Raw genomic sequence first — 18,176 nt, forward strand, 5'->3', positions numbered from 1 at the left:
GTCAGCCCTTGATGCCGGTCTGCGCGATCCCCTGGACCAGCCAGCGCTGGAGGAAGAGGAAGACGAACACCAGGGGCAGGATGGAGATGGCGGTGGCCATGAAGATCAGGTGGAAGTTGACGGTCTGGTTGGTCATGAAGGAGGAGAGCGCGATCTGCACGGTCCAGGAGCTCGGGTCCTGGCCGATGACGAGCGGCCACAGGAACGAGTTCCAGGCGCTGATGAAGGTGATCGTGGCGATCGCCGCGAAGAAGTTCAGCGAGTTGGGTACGACGATCCGCCAGTACGCGCCCCAGTAGCCGAGCCCGTCCACGCGTGCCGCCTCCTCCAGCTCCTTGGGGAATCCGAGGAAGTACTGCCGGAAAAGGAAGCAGGTGAAACCACTGAACAGGCCGGGGATGATGAGTCCGCGGTAGGTGTCCACCCAGCCGAGGGAGGAGACCAGCACGAAGCTGGGCACGAAGGTGACGGCGGTGGGGACCATCAGGGTCGCCAGGACCGCGTAGAAGACCTTGTTGGCGTGCCGGTACGGGATGCGGGCCAGGCCGTAACCGGCCAGGGAGCACACCAGGAGCGTGCCGCCCGTGGTCAGGACGGCGACGACCAGCGAGTTCACCATGGACTTGCCGAAGTCGACCGTGGGGTCGCTGAACAGCTCGCTGATGTTGCCCCACTGGAAGGAGGGCAGCACCTTCCAGTTCTCGCCGGTGATCTCCAGGTCCGTGGAGAGGGCGTTGCGGACGATCAGGTAGAAGGGGATCAGGAAGAGCAGGGCGGCGATGCCGACGGCGACGTACAGCCCCGTGCTGCCGAGGACGCCCCCGCCCTTCCTGCGTCGCTTGCCGACCTGGGGCGTGGTGGTGGTCACTTGGACTCCTCCCCCCTTCCGAATCCCATGAACTTGCCCTGGACCAGGGTGACCAGGCAGATGAGCAGCGACAGGATGACCGCGCCGGCGCTGCCCGCGCCGTAGTCCTGGCTGGTGCCGAGGGCCGTCTTGTAGAGCTCCATGAGCGGTGTCTGCGCCCAGGTCGCCTTCTGCCCCACGATGTTGAAGAACTCGTCGAACGCCTGGTACGCGGCGATGAGCAGGAGCAGGATCACCGCGGTGGACGTGGCGCGCAGCTGGGGCAGCGTGATGTACCGGAAGGTCTGCCAGCCCCGCTTGGCGCCGTCGATGGCGGCGGCCTCGTACAGCTCGCCGGGGATGTTCTGGAGCGCCGCCAGGAACAGGATCATGTAGAAGCCCGCTTGGATCCACAGCCGCAGGGTCACGATGACCAGCCAGTACCAGGGCGGAGTGGGGTCGGACATCCAGGCCACGGTGTCGGCGCCGAACCAGCCGATGACCGTGTTCGCGAGTCCGAAACGGACACCGCTGAAGATGGACATCTTCCAGATCAGGGCGGCCGCCACGTAGGAGACGGCGGTCGGCAGGAAGAACACCGACCGGAAGAACGCCCGCATGAACCGCAGCTGGTTCACGAGCAGCGCGAGCCCGAGCGACAGCGCCCAGGTGGTCGGCACGATGAACGCGGCGAACACGGTGAACGTCACCAGCGAGTCGGGGAACTCGCTGTTGGTCAGGATCTGCTTGTAGTTGTCGAAGCCGATGAAATGGCTCGGCGTGACGGTGTAGCGGGCGTCGAAGAAGCTGAGCCAGATGCTCCAGCCGATCGGCACGAAGACGAAGATCGCCAGGCCGATGAGGAAGGGCCCGGTGAAGAGCCAGAAGTTCACGGTCGGGTTGCCCCGCAGGCCCCGCCGCGGCCGGGCCGGGGAGGCCTTGGCCGGGGCGGGCTGGGCGACCCCGCGTGTGGTGGTGGTCGACATGTCGTGGTCTTCCCTGGGGCCTATCCGAACAGCTTCTTGAGCTCGACGTCGACCTTCTTGTCGCAGGTGTCGAGCGCCGCCTCGGGGTTGCCGTTCTTACGGACGGAGGAGGCGATCACCTCGGCGAAGGCGGTCTGCATGGTCTGGTCGTAGGCGATGTTGTCGAAGTGTCCGTAGTCGGTGAAGAGCTTCACGCCCTCGGCGGCCAGGCCGGACTTGAGCTTGGTCGCCCCGCTGGCGATCGAGGTGCGCGGCGGGATGTGGAAGCCGTACGAGGTGGCCCAGTCCTCCTGGTACTGCTTCTGGTCGATCCACAGCCACTTGACGTACTCCTTGGCCGCGTCGACGTTGTCGCCCTTGGCGTTGACGAAGATCGACCAGCCGCCGTTGTAGACGGACAGCTTGCCCGCGCTGCCGATCTTCGGGAACGGGAAGATGCCGAGGTCGTCGCCGAGGGCCTTCTGCATGGCCGGCATGGACCACATGCCGCCCCACTGGATGGCACACAGGCCCTGGTTGAGCGAGGACGGGTCCCAGAAGTCGGTCGGGGCGTCGAGCAGCACGTCGCCGCTGGTGAACAGCTTCCGGAGGGTCTTCAGTCCCTCGATGACGCCGTCCGTGTGGTAGGCGATCTGGTTCTTGTCGTCGATGGTGTCGGCGCCGGCGGACCAGATGATGGGGTTCTGGATCGCGCTGAAGTCGTTGCCGAGGAAGGCGCCCTTGACCTTGCTGGTGGTCAGCTTGGCGGCGGCCTCGACCAGCTCGTCGAGGGTGGTGGGCACCTCGACCTTGGCCTTCTCCAGCATCGACTTGCGGTAGTAGAAGAACTGCGGGTCGTCGATCATCCGGATCCCGTAGATCTTCCCGTCGACCGTGTGGGACTTGATGTCGTTCGGGTTGAAGTCGTCCTTGACCGGGTCGATGATGTCGCTCAGGTCCGCCACCTGGCCGCTCTTGACGAGCTGGAGCTGCGGGTGGAACTCGAAGACGTCGGGCGCCTTCTTGGTGAGCAGGGCCGCGAAGAGCGCGGACTCGAAGTTGTTGCCGGTGATCCAGTTGGTGCTCACGTCGGCCTTCTTGTACGCCGCCGCGTAGCGCTTGAGGGCCTGCTCGGTGCCCGCCTCGCCGTAGGCGTGGAAGTACTGGGTGAGCTGCGTGCCCGACCCGCTGCCCCCGCCTCTGCCGTTGTTGCTGCCGCACGCGGCCAGCGTGCCGGCGGCGGCCATGCCCGCTGCCGCCCGGAAGAGCGACCGGCGAGACCAGTTGTTGTTGCTGAGTGCCGACATTTTGACGTCCTTGTCTGTCGAGTGCGGCTGTGGCGCTGCGGCTGTGGAAGGCCCTGAAAACCTCGCGAGCCGGCTGGCTGAAAATGCGTCGCGGAGCGGGACGTTAACCTTCGGCTAATGCTTCGGCAAGAGGTTGGACGAAGTCTGCGCGAAACGTTGCACCCGGTTCGGGATGACGAACAGGTGCGAAAGCGGAGCGAGTTGAGGGCCGCCGGGTCAGGGGGTGGCCGGCGGCCCTCGGTCCGGGCGGAGCCGGTCGGTTACTGCCTGGTCCAGGCCTCGTTGGCGCCGCCGTTGCAGCTGTAGAGGATCACCTTGCTGCCGTCGGCGGTGGCCTGCCCGCTGACGTCGAGGCACTTGCCGGACGCCTCGCCGAGGATCTGCCCGTTGGCGTTGAGCAGCCAGCGTTGGCTCGCGTCACCGGTCGGCTCCGCGGTGGCCGTCAGACCGGAACCGGACGCCGTCAGATAGCCGTTCGGGCCCTTCAGGGTGCCGTCGGCCCGGTACGACCAGGACTGGTCCGCGGCGCCCGTGCAGGTGGCGAGCGCGGCCCCGGAGGCGTCCGCCGTCAGGCACTTGCCGGACTGCCTGCCGGCCAGCGCGCCGGTCACGGCTGAACTGCCGTGGCCCTTCTGGTCGAAGACGTACGTCGTGACCGAGCGGGCCGCGAGGGTGGCGGACACCGTCCCCGCGCTCACCGACGGTTTCGCGACGTCGGCCCAGTCCTCGGTGGCCGACGTGCGCACCGCCTGCCTGGCCTTCGCCGGTGCCGCGTTGTTGAAGTGCAGGCTCAGCGGGGTGTCGGTGGTGTTGTGGTTGTTGACCACGACCACCCACTTGCCGCCGCTGTCGTACGCGGACACCTCGACCCCGTCCGGCGCCCCGGTCACGTTGTGCGCGACCGAGCCGGGTCTGACGAACTTGCTGTACTGGCCGAGCGCGTAGTACCGCTTGGTGAAGTACAGCGTCTGGTTGCCGTTCGTCGCGTAGTCGGGGTCGTAGTAGACCAGGCCGTCGTTCCAGCCGACGTCGTTCTTCGCGTACGGGTCGGTGCCGTAGCCGCTGGCCAGCGCCACCCACCACTGGAAGGCCGAGTCGTGGGCGCTCGCGAAGTCCTTGTAGATGATCCGGGACATCAGCAGGGCGTTGTCGATGGACGGGTCGTACTCCTGGTTCCAGCCCGTGGAGCCCTTGCCGAAGCAGCAGATCTCGCTGGCCCAGGACTTCTGGCCGACCGTCCTCGACGTCTCGTAGACGTTGCCGAGCTGGCCGTCGCCCGGGTTGTTGTAGGTGTGGTGGGCCAGCGCGGACACGTACTGCGCGGTGCCGGGCTGCGAGATCCACTGCGGGAGTTCGGAGACGAACTGGGTGGTCTGGCTGGACTCGTCGGCGATGACCGAGGTCTTCTGCTGCCGGGCCCGCTGCTCGGCGCCCAACGCCCGCACGATGTCGTCGCGTTGGTCGACGGTGACCTGCATGCCCTCCTGGCCGCACGAACCGAAGTCGTTGTCCGGCTCGTTGAAGGGGCTGATGTAGTCCAGTTTCACGCCCTGGCGGGCGAAGTGGTCGGTGACGTCGGCGATGTAGTTCGCGTAGGCGCTCTCGTCCTCGGCCTTCAACTGCCCGCCGCAGCTCTGCCCGTTGGTGGTCCACCGGGCGGGCGCGCTGTTGACGAAGCCGATCAGGTCCTCGACGCCGTACTTCGCCGCGTACGTCAGGAACGTCCGGCCGCCTTTGTCCCTGGTCCAGTCGTACGAGCCGCCGGAGGTCAGGAAGTCCTCGGCGGCCCGGGCCGGGGTGGTGACCGCGGCCCCGCCACCGCCGATGTTGTAGCGGTACGAGCTGAGGTCCAGGCCCTGCTTGGAGAAGAGCAGTTTCGCCACCCTGGCCTGGACCTTGGGGGAGAAGTGCTGGAGGTCGTTGACCCACCAGGCGCCCGAGGCGCCGATGTCGTCGATGGTCTGGGCGGCGTGCGGGGAGACCTCGGCGGCGGATGCCGTGGCGGTGGCGGCCGAGGTGGGCGGGGCGGCTGTCAGGGGCCCGGCGACGGCCAGTGCGGCCGCGGCCGTCAGGAGGACCGATCTCCTGCGATGGGGGTGTGACACGTGCATCCCTTCCGTCGTCATGAAGGTGGTGCGGTACGGCTCCGGGCGGGGCCGGCGGTGCGTCTCGGGGTCCGCTGTCCCACCGACTGCAGGGCGCCCTCCAGCGCGAACGTGGCCGCGCCCAGGCAGACCGGGTCGGTGGGGACGGGGGAGAGGACGATCTCGGTGGCGGCGAACGGCCGCCGCAGCGCGTGCCGCCGGACGGCCTCGCGCACCTCGTCGAGCAGCGGTGCGCCCAGCCTCCTGGCGACCCAGCTGCTGAGCACGACCACTTCGGGGTTGTACAGGTTCACCAGGTCCGCGACGCCCGCGCCGAGATAACGGGCGGTGTCGCGGACCACCTTGACGGCCACCGGGTCCCCCGCGGCCACCCCGTCGGCCAGCGCGTCGATCGTGGCCGTCTGGTCCTCGGGGTGCATCAGCGTGGAGCGGGGGCTGAGTTCGCGCAGGTTGAGCATGATGCCCGGGGCGCCGACGTACGTCTCGACGCAGCCGTGGTTGCCGCAGTGGCAGAGCCGGCCGTCGAGCACGAGGGTCGTGTGCCCCCATTCGCCGGCGCTGTTGGTCACCCCGCGGTACAGCCCGCCGCCGAGGATCAGCCCGGCGCCGACCCCGGTCCCGAGGTTCACCACCACGGCGTCCTCACGCCCGCGCGCGGCCCCGAACCAGAGCTCGGCCACCGCGCTCGCCCGCAGCGGGTTGTCCAGGTGGAGGGGGTAGGCGATGTGTTCGGCGAGCAGGCCGAGGAGCGGCACGTCGTGCCAGTCCCAGTTGGGCGCGTACTCGGCGATGCCGGTGGCCCGGTCCACCTGGCCCGGCACGCTCACCCCGACACCCAGCACCCGGGCGCCTTCCACGCCGGCCTGGGCGACCACCGAGCCGACGGCCGTGGCCACCTGGCCGACCGCCCGCTCGGGCCGGCTCTCCCCGGGGCGCATGTCCTCCACCGCGCGGGCCAGCACGTTCAGCCCCAGGTCGAACAGCTCCACCCGGACGTACGTCTCCGCCATGTCGACACCGATCAGCGCGCCGCCCGCCGAGTTGACGGCGACGAGCCCCCGGGGACGGCCGCCCGCCGAGTCCTCGAAGCCGACCTCAGTGATCATCCGGAGGTCGAGCAGCTCCCCGACGAGGGTGGCGACCGTGGCGACGCTCAGTCCGGTGGCGGCGGCCAGCGTCTGCCGGGAGGTGGGGGACCGGGCGATGATCTGGCGCAGCACCTCGTAGCGGTTCGCGGTGCGGATGTCACGCGATGTGCGCTTCACGCGGCTGCCCCTCCCATCCCGTCACGGCCGGGCCGGGGCGTACGACGGCACCGGCGCGGCGTCAGGCTATGGGCTTCACAGGACTTTCGACAAGGGGTTAGGAAATGGGCCGTAGAAACATGCGCGGCGGCCACCGGGGGGCCACCCGTCGAGCCGCCGCGAGCCAACACGGCAAAACGGCCCGCCAGTTGTCACTGGCGGGCCGTCGCGACAGGCGTTACGGCTGCTTGTTCCACTCGGCGATCACGGGCCACCCGTGCTCGGTGGAGAGCCGGCTGACCGTCCCGGTCGCCAGCTGGAACAGCCGGCCCTCGGCGGGCGGCAGCCCCAGGCGGCGGGCGGTCAGCACGCGCAGGAAATGGGCGTGGGCCACCAGGATCACGTCACCCGTGCCGGTGTTCAGCGCCGTCTCGACCTTCCTGAGCACCCGGTCCGCCCGTGCGCCGATCTGCTCCGGCGACTCGCCCGGGTGGCCCTGCGGGCCCGGCGGGACGCCGTCGGTCCACAGGTACCAGTCGGGGCGGCTGCGGTGGATCTCCACCGTGGTGACGCCCTCGTAGCCGCCGTAGTCCCATTCGTGCAGGTCGGGGTCTGGTACGACCCCGGTCAGACCGGCCAGTTCGGCCGTGCGTATGGCGCGGTCCAGCGGGCTGGCCAGCGCCAGGGCGTAGGTCCGGCCGGTGAGCAGCGGGGCGAGGGACTTGGCCTGTTCCTCGCCGTGCTGGGTCAGGGGCAGGTCGGTCCAGCTGGTGTGCTGGCCCGACACGCTCCACTCCGTCTCACCGTGGCGGACCAGGAGGAGGTCCCCCACGGCACACCTACTTCGACTCGACGGCGTGGCCGCCGAACTGGTTGCGCAGCGCCGCGATCATCTTCATCTGCGGGGAGTCGTCCTGGCGGGACGCGAACCGGGCGAACAGGGAGGCCGTGATCGCCGGCAGCGGCACCGCGTTGTCGATGGCCGCCTCGACGGTCCAGCGGCCCTCGCCGGAGTCCTGCGCGAAGCCCTTCAGCTTGTCCAGGTGCTCGTCGTCGTCCAGCGCGTTGACCGCGAGGTCGAGCAGCCAGGAGCGGATGACGGTGCCCTCCTGCCAGGAGCGGAAGACCTCGCGGACGTTGTCCACGGACTTGACCTTCTCCAGGAGCTCCCAGCCCTCGGCGTAGGCCTGCATCATGGCGTACTCGATGCCGTTGTGGACCATCTTGGAGAAGTGCCCGGCGCCGACCTTGCCGGCGTGGACATAGCCGTACGGGCCCTCCGGCTTGAGCGCCTCGAAGATCGGGTGCAGCCGCTCGACGTGCTGCTTGTCGCCGCCGACCATCAGGGCGTAGCCGTTCTGCAGGCCCCAGACGCCGCCGGAGACGCCGGCGTCGACGAAGCCGATGCCCTTGATGCCGAGTTCGGCGGCGTGCTTCTCGTCGTCCGTCCAGCGGGAGTTGCCGCCGTCGACCACGGTGTCGCCCTCGGACAGCAGGTCCTTGAGCTCGTCGACGACGGACTGGGTGGCGTGGCCGGCCGGGACCATCACCCACACCACGCGCGGGGCGTCGAGCTTCTCGACCAGTTCTTCCAGGTTCTTGACGTCGGAGACGTCGGGGTTGCGGTCGTAGCCGATGACGGTGTGCCCTGCGCGGCGGATCCGCTCGCGCATGTTGCCGCCCATCTTGCCGAGGCCGATGAGTCCGAGCTGCATGTCAGTTCACTTCCTTGAGCGTGCGGTACGTCGAGACGAGGGCGGTGGTGGACGGGTCGAGGCCGGGCACGTCGGCGCCCTCCGTCAGGGCGGGCTCGATGCGCTTGGCGAGCACCTTGCCCAGCTCCACGCCCCACTGGTCGAAGGAGTCGATGTTCCAGACGGCGCCCTGGGTGAAGACCTTGTGCTCGTAGAGGGCGATCAGCTGGCCGAGGACGGACGGGGTCAGTTCCCTGGCGAGGATGGTCGTGGTGGGGTGGTTGCCCTTGAAGGTGCGGTGGGCCACCTGCTCCTCGGCCACGCCCTCCGCGCGGACCTCCTCGGCGGTCTTGCCGAAGGCCAGCGCCTGGGTCTGGGCGAAGAAGTTCGCCATCAGCAGGTCGTGCTGGGCCTTGAGTTCACCGCTCAGCTCGGCGACCGGCTCGGCGAAGCCGATGAAGTCCGCCGGGATCAGCTTGGTGCCCTGGTGGATCAACTGGTAGTACGCGTGCTGGCCGTTGGTGCCCGGCGTGCCCCAGACGACCGGGCCGGTCTGCCACTGCACCGGCCGGCCCTCCCGGTCCACCGACTTGCCGTTGGACTCCATGTCCAGTTGCTGGAGGTAGGCGGTGAACTTGGAGAGGTAGTGGCTGTACGGCAGGACCGCGTGCGACTGGGCGTCGAAGAAGTTGCCGTACCAGACGCCCAGCAGGCCCAGCAGCAGCGGCGCGTTGGCCTCGGCGGGGGCGGTGCGGAAGTGCTCGTCGACCAGGTGGAAGCCGTCCAGCATCTCGCGGAAGCGGTCCGGGCCGATGGCGATCATCAGGGAGAGGCCGATCGCCGAGTCGTAGGAGTACCGGCCGCCGACCCAGTCCCAGAACTCGAACATGTTGTCCGGGTCGATGCCGAACTCCGTGACCTTGCCGGCGTTCGTGGAGAGGGCCACGAAATGCTTGGCCACCGCCTTCTCGTCGCCACCCAGTCCGTCGAGCAGCCAGGTGCGGGCCGAGGTCGCGTTGGTGATCGTCTCGATCGTGGTGAACGTCTTCGACGCCACGATGAACAGCGTCTCCGCCGGGTCCAGGTCCCGGGTCGCCTCGTGCAGGTCGGCGCCGTCCACGTTGGACACGAAGCGGAAGGTCAACTCCCGTGCGGTGAAGGCGCGCAGGGCCTCGTAGGCCATCGCCGGACCGAGGTCGGAGCCGCCGATGCCGATGTTGACGACGTTCCTGATCCGCCTGCCGGTGTGGCCGGTCCACTCGCCCGAGCGGACCCGCTCGGCGAAGGCGCCCATCTTGTCGAGCACGGCGTGCACGCCGGGCACCACGTTCTCGCCGTCGACCTCGACCACCGCGTCGCGCGGGGCGCGCAGCGCGGTGTGCAGCACCGCACGCTGCTCGGTGATGTTGATCTTCTCGCCGCGGAACATGGCGTCCCGCAGCCCGAACACGCCGGTGGCGGTGGCCAGTTCCTGGAGCAGGGCGAGGGTCTCGTCCGTGATCAGGTGCTTGCTGTAGTCGATGTGCAGGTCGCCGACCCGTACGACGTACCGCTCGGCGCGCGCCGGGTCGGCCGCGAACAGCTCACGCAGGACGGGCTGTCCTTCGGCCCGGTGGTCCTCCAGGGCGGCCCACTCGGGCCGCCGGGTGAGCTCGGGGGTGTCAGGCATGGGAAGCGGTCTCCTCGGTTGCCTCGCCCCGAAGGGCGATGGCGTACATCTCGTCGGCGTCGAGGCGGCGCAGTTCCTCGGCGATGAGTTCGGAGGTGGGGCGGACCTTCAGGGCGAGGGTGCGCGGCGGCTGGCCCGGCAGGGTCAGGCTGGCCAGGGGGCCCTCGGGGCGGTCGATGACGATCTCGCCGGTCGCGGTGCCGAGCCGGACCTTCGTGACGACCGGGCCCGGGGAGACCACGCGGTCCACCTTGACCTTCAGGCGCGCCTCCAGCCAGCGGGCGAGGAGTTCGGCGCTGGGGTTGTCCGCCTCGGCCTCGACGGCCGCCGAGGTCACGTCGACCCGGGCCTGGTCGAGGGCGGCGGCCAGCATGGACCGCCACAGGGTGAGCCGGGTCCAGGCGAGGTCGGTGTCGCCGGGCGCGTAGTTCAGGGCGCGGGTCTCCAGGACCTGCATCGGCCGGTCGACCGCGTACAGGTCGGTGATCCGGCGCTGGGCGAGCGCGCCGAGCGGGTCCTTGGAGGGGGTGTCGGGGGCCTCCACCGGCCACCACACCACCACCGGGGCGTCCGGCAGCAGCAGCGGCAGCACCACCGAGTCGGCGTGGTCGGAGACGTCGCCGTAGGTGCGCAGCACGACCGTCTCGCCGGTGCCGGCCTCGGAGCCGACCCGGACCTCCGCGTCGAGGCGGGAGGCGGTGCGGTCGCGCAGGGTGCGGGCGTGCCGCTTGATGACGACCAGGGTGCGCGAGGGGTGCTCGTGCGAGGCCTCCTCGGCCGCCTTGATCGAGTCGTAGGCGTTCTCCTCGTCCGTGACGATCACCATCGTCAGGACCATGCCCACGGCGGGGGTGCCGATGGCGCGGCGCCCCTGCACCAGCGCCTTGTTGATCTTGCTTGCCGTGGTGTCGGTCAGGTCGATCTTCATGGCCTGCGCCAGCTCCGTCCGTCTCGTGCGAGCATCTCGTCGGCTTCCTGCGGTCCCCAGCTGCCGGACTCGTACTGTGCGGGCTTACCATGCTTTGCCCAGTACGTCTCGATCGGGTCGAGGATCTTCCAGGACTCTTCCACTTCCTGGTGACGAGGGAACAAATTGGCGTCGCCGAGGAGCACATCCAGGATGAGCCGCTCGTACGCCTCCGGGCTGGACTCCGTGAACGACTCGCCGTACGCGAAGTCCATCGTCACGTCCCGGATCTCCATCGAGGTGCCCGGCACCTTGGAGCCGAACCGGACCGTCATGCCCTCGTCGGGCTGGACGCGGATGACGATCGCGTTCGCGCCGAGCTCCTCGGTGGCCGTGGAGTCGAAGGGGGAGTGCGGGGCCCGCTTGAAGACCACCGCGATCTCGGTGACCCGGCGGCCCAGCCGCTTGCCGGTGCGCAGGTAGAAGGGGACGCCCGCCCAACGGCGGTTGTCGATGCCGAGCTTGACGGCCGCGAAGGTGTCGGTCTTCGACTTCGGGTCGATCCCGTCCTCTTCGAGGTAGCCGATGACCTTCTCGCCGCCCTGCCAGCCCTCGGCGTACTGCCCGCGCACGGTGTGCCGGCCCAGGTCGTCCGGCAGTCGCACCGACTTCAGGACCTTCAGCTTCTCGGTGAGCAGCGCGTCCGCGTCGAACGCGATCGGCTCCTCCATCGCGGTGAGGGCCATCAGCTGGAGCAGGTGGTTCTGGATGACGTCACGGGCCGAGCCGATGCCGTCGTAGTACCCCGCCCGGCCGCCGATGCCGATGTCCTCGGCCATGGTGATCTGCACGTGGTCGACGTACGACCGGTTCCAGATCGGCTCGTACATCTGGTTGGCGAAGCGCAGCGCCAGGATGTTCTGGACGGTCTCCTTGCCCAGGTAGTGGTCGATGCGGAACACCTGGTCAGGATCGAACACGTCGTGCACGACCGCGTTCAGGTCCCGCGCCGACTTGAGGTCGTGGCCGAACGGCTTCTCGATGACCGCCCGTCGCCAGGCCCCGGCCGGCGGGGTGGCCAGGCCGACCTTCTTCAGCTGCCGCACCACCTTCGGGAAGAACTTCGGCGGCACGGAGAGGTAGAACGCGAAGTTGCCGCCGGTGCCCCGGGAGCCGTCCAGCTCGTCGACGGCCGCCTTCAGCTGCTTGAACGCGGTGTCGTCGTCGAAGTCGCCGGGGATGAACCGCATGCCCTCGGCGAGCTGCTGCCAGACCTCCTCCTGGAACGGGGTCCGGGCGTGCTCGCGCACCGCGTCGTGGACGACCTGCGCGAAGTCCTGGTCCTCCCAGTCCCGGCGGGCGAAGCCGACGAGAGAGAAGCCCGGCGGCAGCAGGCCGCGGTTGGCCAGGTCGTAGATCGCCGGCATCAGCTTCTTGCGGGACAGGTCACCGGTCACGCCGAAGATGACCAGGCCCGACGGGCCCGCGACCCTCGGCAGTCGCCGGTCGCGCGCGTCGCGCAACGGGTTGTCCCAGTCGGCGGCGGGCACCGCCGGTACCCGCACCTCCTTGGCGGTCTCGCTCATTACGCCTCAACTCCCTTGCTGTCCAGGGACTTCGCGACGGCGTCCAGCAGGTCCTGCCAGGCCACCTCGAACTTGGCGACGCCCTCGTCCTCCAGCTTGCCCACGACCTCGTCGTAGGAGATGCCGAGCTTCTCGACGGCCGCCAGGTCGGCGCGGGCCTGCGCGTAGCCGCCGGTCACCGTGTCGCCGTGGATGTCACCGTGGTCGGCGGTCGCGTTGAGCGTCGCCTCCGGCATGGTGTTGACGGTGCCGGGGGCCACCAGCTCGTCGACGTAGAGGGTGTCCTTGTACGCCGGGTCCTTGACGCCGGTGGAGGCCCACAGCGGGCGCTGCTTGTTCGCCTTCGCGGCGGCCGGCGCGGTCCAGCGGTCGGACGAGAAGACCTCCTCGTACGCCTCGTAGGCCAGCCGGGCGTTGGCCAGCGCCGCCTTACCCTTCAGTGCGAGCGCCTCGTCCGTGCCGAGGACCGTCAGCCGCTTGTCGATCTCGGAGTCGACGCGGGAGACGAAGAAGGAGGCCACGGAGTGGATGGTGGAGAGGTCCAGGCCCTTGGCCGCGGCCTGCTCCAGGCCGGCCAGGTAGGCGGCCATGACCTCGCGGTAGCGCTCCAGCGAGAAGATCAGCGTGACGTTGACGCTGATGCCCTCGGCGACGACCGCGGTGATCGCGGGGAGGCCGGCCTTCGTCGCCGGGATCTTGATCATCACGTTGGGGCGGTCGACCAGCCAGAAGAGCTGCTTGGCCTCGGCGACGGTGGCGGCGGTGTGGTGGGCGAGGCGGGGGTCGACCTCGATGGAGACCCGGCCGTCCGTGCCATGTGACGCATCGTATACAGAATGCAGGATATCGGCGGCGGCCCGCACGTCCTGCGTCGTCATCATCCGCACGGCCTCCTCGACCGTGACGCCCCGCACGGCGAGGTCGGCGAGCTGCTCCTCGTAGCCCTCGCCGGAGCCGATGGCGGCCTGGAAGATCGACGGGTTCGTGGTCACGCCCACGACGTTGCGGTCCGCGACGAGCTCGGCGAGGTTGCCGGTGCTGATCCGCTTGCGCGACAGGTCGTCCAGCCAGATCGAGACGCCCTCGTCGGAGAGGCGCTTGAGTGCTCCCGCGGTGGCGGTTGCTTCGGTCACAGTGATCATCTTCCTCTACTGAACTGATTCTGGCTGGTGGATCAGGCGGTGCGGGCGGCCGTGCGGGACTCGCGGGCCGCCGCCGCCACGTTCTCGGGGGTGAAGCCGAACTCGGCGAACAGGGTTCCGGCGTCGGCGGAGGCGCCGAAGTGCTCAAGGGAGACGATCCGGCCGGCGTCGCCCACGAAGCGGTACCAGGTCAGGCCGATCCCGGCCTCGACGGCGACCCGCGCCTTCACGGCCGGCGGCAGGACGCTCTCGCGGTACTCGCGGGACTGCTCCTCGAACCACTCCACGGACGGCATCGACACCACGCGGGTGCCGACCCCCTCGGCCTCCAGGAGGTCACGGGCCTCGACGGCGAGGTGCACCTCGGAACCGGTGGCGATCAGGACCACCTCCGGGGTCTCGGTCGACGACTCGCGCAGCACATAGCCGCCCTTGGCCGCGTCCGGGTTCGGCGCGTACGTCGGCACGCCCTGTCGGGTCAGCGCGAGCCCGTGCGGGGCGGGGTGCGTGGCATGCCTCTTCAGGATCTCGGCCCAGGCCGCCGCGGTCTCGTTGGCGTCGGCCGGGCGGACGACGTTCAGGCCCGGGATGGCGCGCAGCGCGGCGAGGTGCTCGACCGGCTGGTGGGTCGGGCCGTCCTCGCCGAGACCGACGGAGTCGTGCGTCCAGACGTAGGTCACGGGGAGCTGCATGAGCGCCGACATGCGGACGGCGTTGCGCATGTAGTCGGAGAACACCAGGAAGGTGCCGCCGTAGATGCGGGTGTTGCCGTGCAGGGCGATGCCGTTCATCTCGGCGGCCATCGAGAACTCGCGGATCCCGAAGTGGACGGTGCGGCCGTACGGGTTCGCCTCGGGCAGCGGGTTGCCCTTCGGCAGGAAGGAGGAGGTCTTGTCGATGGTGGTGTTGTTGGAGCCGGCGAGGTCGGCGGAGCCGCCCCACAGCTCGGGCAGGACCGGGCCGAGCGCCTGGAGGACCTTGCCGGAGGCGGCGCGGGTGGCGACCGACGTGCCCTCCTCGAAGACGGGCAGCGCGTCCTCCCAGCCCTCGGGAAGCTGACCGGCGACCACCCGGTCGAAGAGCCGCGCGTGCTCCTCGTTGCCCGTCCGCCACTCGGCGACGCGCTTGTCCCAGGCCGCGTGGGCCTCGGCGCCCCGGTCCAGGGCCCGGTGGGTGTGGGCCAGGACGTCGGCGTCGACCTGGAAGCTCCGCTCCGGGTCGAAGCCGAGGACGCGCTTGGTGGCGGCGACCTCGTCGGCGCCGAGCGCGGAGCCGTGGGAGGCCTCGGTGTTCCGCGCGTTCGGGGCGGGCCAGGCGATGATCGTGCGCATCGCGATGACGGACGGCCGGTCGGTCTCGGCCTGTGCCGACTTCAGGGCCGCGTACAGGGCGTGAACGTCGACGTCACCCTCGGCGGTCGGCTCGATGCGCTGGGTGTGCCAGCCGTAGGCCTCGTACCGCTTGAGGACGTCCTCGGAGAAGGCGGTCGCGGTGTCGCCCTCGATGGAGATGTGGTTGTCGTCGTAGACGAAGACCAGGTTGCCGAGCTTCTGGTGGCCGGCCAGCGAGGAGGCCTCGGCGGAGACGCCCTCCTCCAGGTCGCCGTCGGAGACGATCGCCCAGATCGTGTGGTCGAAGGGGGAGGCTCCCTCGGCGGCCTCCGGGTCGAAGAGGCCGCGCTCGTAGCGGGCGGCCATGGCCATCCCGACGGCGTTGGCGACGCCCTGGCCGAGCGGCCCGGTGGTGGTCTCGACGCCGGCCGTGTGGCCGTACTCGGGGTGGCCGGGCGTCTTGGACCCGTGGGTGCGGAAGGCCTTCAGGTCGTCCAGCTCCAGCTCGTACCCGGCGAGGAACAGCTGGGTGTAGAGGGTGAGCGAGGTGTGCCCGGGGGAGAGGACGAAACGGTCCCGGCCGGTCCACTCGGGGTCCGCCGGGTCGTGACGCATCACCTTCTGAAAGATCGTGTACGCGGCCGGGGCCAGGCTCATCGCGGTGCCGGGGTGCCCGTTGCCGACCTGCTGCACGGCGTCGGCCGCCAGAAGGCGCGCGGTGTCCACGGCACGCCGGTCGAGGTCGGTCCACTCGAAGCCGTCGTCGGAGCCGTCGCCGAAGCCGGCTGCTGTCTGCGTGCTCATCTTCAAGAAGTCCTCGTTCGAAGCGTTCTGGCTGGCCTGACGCGTTCAAAAGTAAAAGTCTGACTTTTGAGAGGGAAGGTCGGAGTGTGTCAGCCTGTGGTGAAAGTGGGACACGGATCTTCGACAGGGACGGCACGAGAAGGACATGGCGGACAGAACGCCCAACGGGGCAGGCGACGGTGACGGAATCAGAACCTTCCCCTTCCCGGTGGATCTGAGCGTCGGCGGCGTCGGCATCCAGGTCGGCCCGATGGGGACCGAGCGCCTGTGGCACGCCGACGCCCCCCTCGAACGCGTCCACCGCATCGACTTCCACGTGGTCATGCTCTTCACCGGGGGCCCGGTCCGCCACATGATCGACTTCGCCGAGTACGAGGCACACGCCGGCGACCTGCTCTGGATCCGCCCCGGCCAGGTGCACCGCTTCTCGCGGACCTGCGAGTACCGCGGAACCGTCCTGACCATGCAGCCCGGCTTCCTGCCCCGGGCCACCGTCGAGGCGACCGGCCTCTACCGCTACGACCTGCCGCCCCTGCTCCGCCCCGACGCCCCGCAGCTCGCCGCGCTCCAGGCGTCGCTCGCCCACCTGCAACGCGAGTACGAGGACACGGCGACCCTCCCCCTGAGCCTGCACACGGCCGTGCTGCGGCACTCCCTGACGGCGTCCCTCCTGCGCCTCGCCCATCTCGCGGCCAGCTCGGCGGAGGCGGCCCGCCGCCAGGCCGACACGACCTTCACCCTCTTCCGGGACGCGGTGGAGAAGGACTTCGCCGCCAACCACAGCGTCAGTGCCTACGCCGACGCCCTCGGCTACTCCCGCCGCACCCTGGTCCGCGCGGTCCGCGCCGCCACGGGGGAGACCCCCAAGGGCTTCATCGACAAGCGGGTCGTCCTGGAGGCCAAACGCCTCCTCGCCCACACCGACCTCCCGATCGGCCGGGTCGGCGCGGCGATCGGCTTCCCGGACGCGGCGAACTTCTCCAAGTTCTTCCACCTGCACACCGGGCAGACCCCGGTGGCGTTCCGGGCGGAGCTGCGCTGACCCGGCCGGGCCGGGTCAGCGCGACGGCGCCGGAGGGGATCCCCCCGGCGCCGTCCGCCCGGTTCCTGCGTACTCCGGTGTCAGTGACCGAAGTCGAACCAGTTCACGTTCACGAAGTCCGCCGACTGGCCGCTGCTGAAGGTCAGGTAGACGTCGTGGGTGCCCGTCACCGAGCTGATGTTGGCCGGGACCGTCGTCCAGGTCTGCCAGCCGCCGGTGTTGGCCACCGAGAAGCTGCCGACGGGGGAGTTGGAGGGGCTGTCGAGCCGGACCTGGACCAGGCCGCTCACCCCGGAGGCCGCGCCGCTCGCCACTCTCGCGTAGAACTGGGTGGCCGCCGTGGAGCCGAAGTTCACGCCCTTGTAGAGCGCCCAGTCGCCGTTGGAGACGTACCCGATGTCCTGGCCGCCGCCGGTGTCGGTGGTGGTCTCGGCGGTGACGCCGGACTGGCTGTCGTAGGACTCGGCCTGGATGGCGCTGTAGGCGTCCCGGTTGCCGGTCGGCGGGGTGGTGGTACCGCTCCCACTGGCCGACAGCACCTGGACGTAGTCCACGACCATCGGGTGGCCGGACTCGGTGGCGCTGGTCGGGCCGCCGCCGAACGCGGCCGGGAAGCCGCCGCCCATCGCCACGTTGAGGATCACGAAGAAGCCGTGGTTGGTGGCGTTCGCCCAGGTGGTGGCGTCGACCTGGCTGGCCGTCACCGTCTGGTAGTTGACGCCGTCGACGTAGAAGCGGATCGCCTCGGGGCTCACCGAACGGTCCCACTCCATCGTGTAGGTGTGGAAGCCGGACTGGCAGGTGGTGTTGGGGCAGGCGGTCGAATTGCCCAGGCCCGTCGTCTCGTTGCAGGGGCCGCCCGGGTTGGTGCCGCAGTGCATGGTCGCCCAGACCTTGTTCAGGCCCTGGACGTTCTCCATGATGTCCAGCTCGCCGACGCCGGGCCAGTTCTGGTAGTTGCCCCGGTAGGGCGCGCCCAGCATCCAGAACGCCGGCCAGTAGCCGAGGGCGGCGTCGCCGGTGACGTTCGGCATCTGGATGCGGGCCTCGACGCGCAGCTTGCCGCCGGCCGGGGGCTGGAAGTCGGTGCGGGTGGTCTCGATCCGGCCCGAGGTCCAGTTGCCGGACGCGTCCCGGACCGGCGTGATCTTCAGGTTGCCGCTGCCGTCCAGGGCGACGTTGGTGGTGGACGAGGTCATCGTCTCGACCTCGCCGGTGCCCCAGTTGGCGGCGCCTCCGGGATACGAGGTCCCGGTGTCGTACTGCCAGTCGGACGTGTTGACGCCGGTGCCGGCGGTGCCGTTGAAGTCGTCGAGGAAGACCTGGCTCCAGCCGGACGGGACGGAGGGAGCCGAGGCGCTGGCGGGCAGGGTGGCGGTCGTGGCGGCCGCGACCGCCAGGCCCATGGTGGCGAGCGCGGCGAGGAGGGCGCGACGCAGCGAGCGTCCCCGTCTGTGGTCCGCGGGGGGTATACCGGAGGTTTCACTCATGGGGGTGCCTCTCGGGTACGGAGGGGGTGCGCGGGTGGGCCTC

14 protein-coding genes are annotated in these 18,176 nt (G+C 69.7%); 1 reads left to right on the top strand and 13 read right to left on the bottom strand.

What is annotated here, in order from left to right; all coding sequences use genetic code 11:
- Position 1 precedes the first annotated feature (1 nt).
- The 12 genes from ACGF5O_RS44100 to tkt all read right to left on the bottom strand — a co-directional run bounded on the left by ACGF5O_RS44100 (position 2) and on the right by tkt (position 15,601).
- The gene (locus tag ACGF5O_RS44100) at positions 2–868 is read right to left on the bottom strand and encodes a carbohydrate ABC transporter permease (RefSeq protein ID WP_393815584.1); all 867 of its coding nucleotides are present in this window, start codon (positions 866–868) and stop codon (positions 2–4) included.
- Entirely contained in the window at positions 865–1,833 is a 969-nt protein-coding gene (locus tag ACGF5O_RS44105; RefSeq protein WP_393815585.1) for a carbohydrate ABC transporter permease, read from the bottom strand. The genes ACGF5O_RS44100 and ACGF5O_RS44105 overlap by 4 nt, the downstream gene beginning before the upstream one ends.
- Before the next feature lie 20 nt (positions 1,834–1,853).
- Complete coding sequence (locus tag ACGF5O_RS44110) at positions 1,854–3,119, bottom strand: ABC transporter substrate-binding protein (protein WP_393815586.1); 1,266 nt, start codon at positions 3,117–3,119, stop codon at positions 1,854–1,856.
- A gap of 260 nt (positions 3,120–3,379) precedes the next feature.
- Positions 3,380–5,230, bottom strand: coding sequence for a glycoside hydrolase (locus ACGF5O_RS44115; protein ID WP_393815587.1), 1,851 nt, complete (start codon positions 5,228–5,230; stop codon positions 3,380–3,382).
- Positions 5,231–5,241: 11 nt separating this feature from the next.
- A complete protein-coding gene (locus ACGF5O_RS44120; protein ID WP_393815588.1) occupies positions 5,242–6,489 on the bottom strand; it encodes an ROK family protein in 1,248 nt (415 codons plus the stop codon).
- A 217-nt stretch (positions 6,490–6,706) separates the two neighbouring features.
- Positions 6,707–7,300, bottom strand: a complete 594-nt coding sequence (locus ACGF5O_RS44125; RefSeq protein WP_393815589.1) for a histidine phosphatase family protein — start codon at positions 7,298–7,300, stop codon at positions 6,707–6,709.
- A gap of 7 nt (positions 7,301–7,307) precedes the next feature.
- A complete protein-coding gene (gene gnd / locus ACGF5O_RS44130) occupies positions 7,308–8,183 on the bottom strand; it encodes a phosphogluconate dehydrogenase (NAD(+)-dependent, decarboxylating) (RefSeq protein ID WP_393815590.1) in 876 nt (291 codons plus the stop codon).
- 1 nt (position 8,184) lies between these two features.
- The gene (gene pgi, locus ACGF5O_RS44135) at positions 8,185–9,831 is read right to left on the bottom strand and encodes a glucose-6-phosphate isomerase (protein WP_393815591.1); all 1,647 of its coding nucleotides are present in this window, start codon (positions 9,829–9,831) and stop codon (positions 8,185–8,187) included.
- Positions 9,824–10,759 carry a glucose-6-phosphate dehydrogenase assembly protein OpcA gene (gene opcA, locus ACGF5O_RS44140; RefSeq protein WP_393815592.1) on the bottom strand — a complete coding sequence of 312 codons (936 nt, stop codon included), beginning with the start codon at positions 10,757–10,759 and terminating at the stop codon, positions 9,824–9,826. Before opcA ends, pgi begins: the two co-directional genes overlap by 8 nt.
- The gene (zwf, locus tag ACGF5O_RS44145) at positions 10,756–12,324 is read right to left on the bottom strand and encodes a glucose-6-phosphate dehydrogenase (protein ID WP_393815593.1); all 1,569 of its coding nucleotides are present in this window, start codon (positions 12,322–12,324) and stop codon (positions 10,756–10,758) included. Before zwf ends, opcA begins: the two co-directional genes overlap by 4 nt.
- A complete protein-coding gene (gene tal, locus ACGF5O_RS44150; protein WP_393815594.1) occupies positions 12,324–13,466 on the bottom strand; it encodes a transaldolase in 1,143 nt (380 codons plus the stop codon). Before tal ends, zwf begins: the two co-directional genes overlap by 1 nt.
- A 32-nt stretch (positions 13,467–13,498) precedes the next feature.
- Positions 13,499–15,601 carry a transketolase gene (tkt, locus tag ACGF5O_RS44155; protein ID WP_393815595.1) on the bottom strand — a complete coding sequence of 701 codons (2,103 nt, stop codon included), beginning with the start codon at positions 15,599–15,601 and terminating at the stop codon, positions 13,499–13,501.
- 145 nt (positions 15,602–15,746) lie between these two features.
- On the opposite strand from tkt, the gene ACGF5O_RS44160 reads away from it, so the two are divergent.
- A complete protein-coding gene (locus ACGF5O_RS44160) occupies positions 15,747–16,643 on the top strand; it encodes a helix-turn-helix domain-containing protein (RefSeq protein WP_393815596.1) in 897 nt (298 codons plus the stop codon).
- Positions 16,644–16,723: 80 nt separating this feature from the next.
- Here the strand turns inward: ACGF5O_RS44160 and ACGF5O_RS44165 are convergent, their stop codons facing one another.
- Positions 16,724–18,133: a glycoside hydrolase family 16 protein gene (locus tag ACGF5O_RS44165; RefSeq protein ID WP_393815597.1), complete on the bottom strand. Its 1,410-nt coding sequence runs from the start codon at positions 18,131–18,133 to the stop codon at positions 16,724–16,726.
- Positions 18,134–18,176 lie beyond the last annotated feature (43 nt).

The organism is Streptomyces sp. NPDC048291, from assembly GCF_043201715.1.
Taxonomy (GTDB): domain Bacteria; phylum Actinomycetota; class Actinomycetes; order Streptomycetales; family Streptomycetaceae; genus Streptomyces.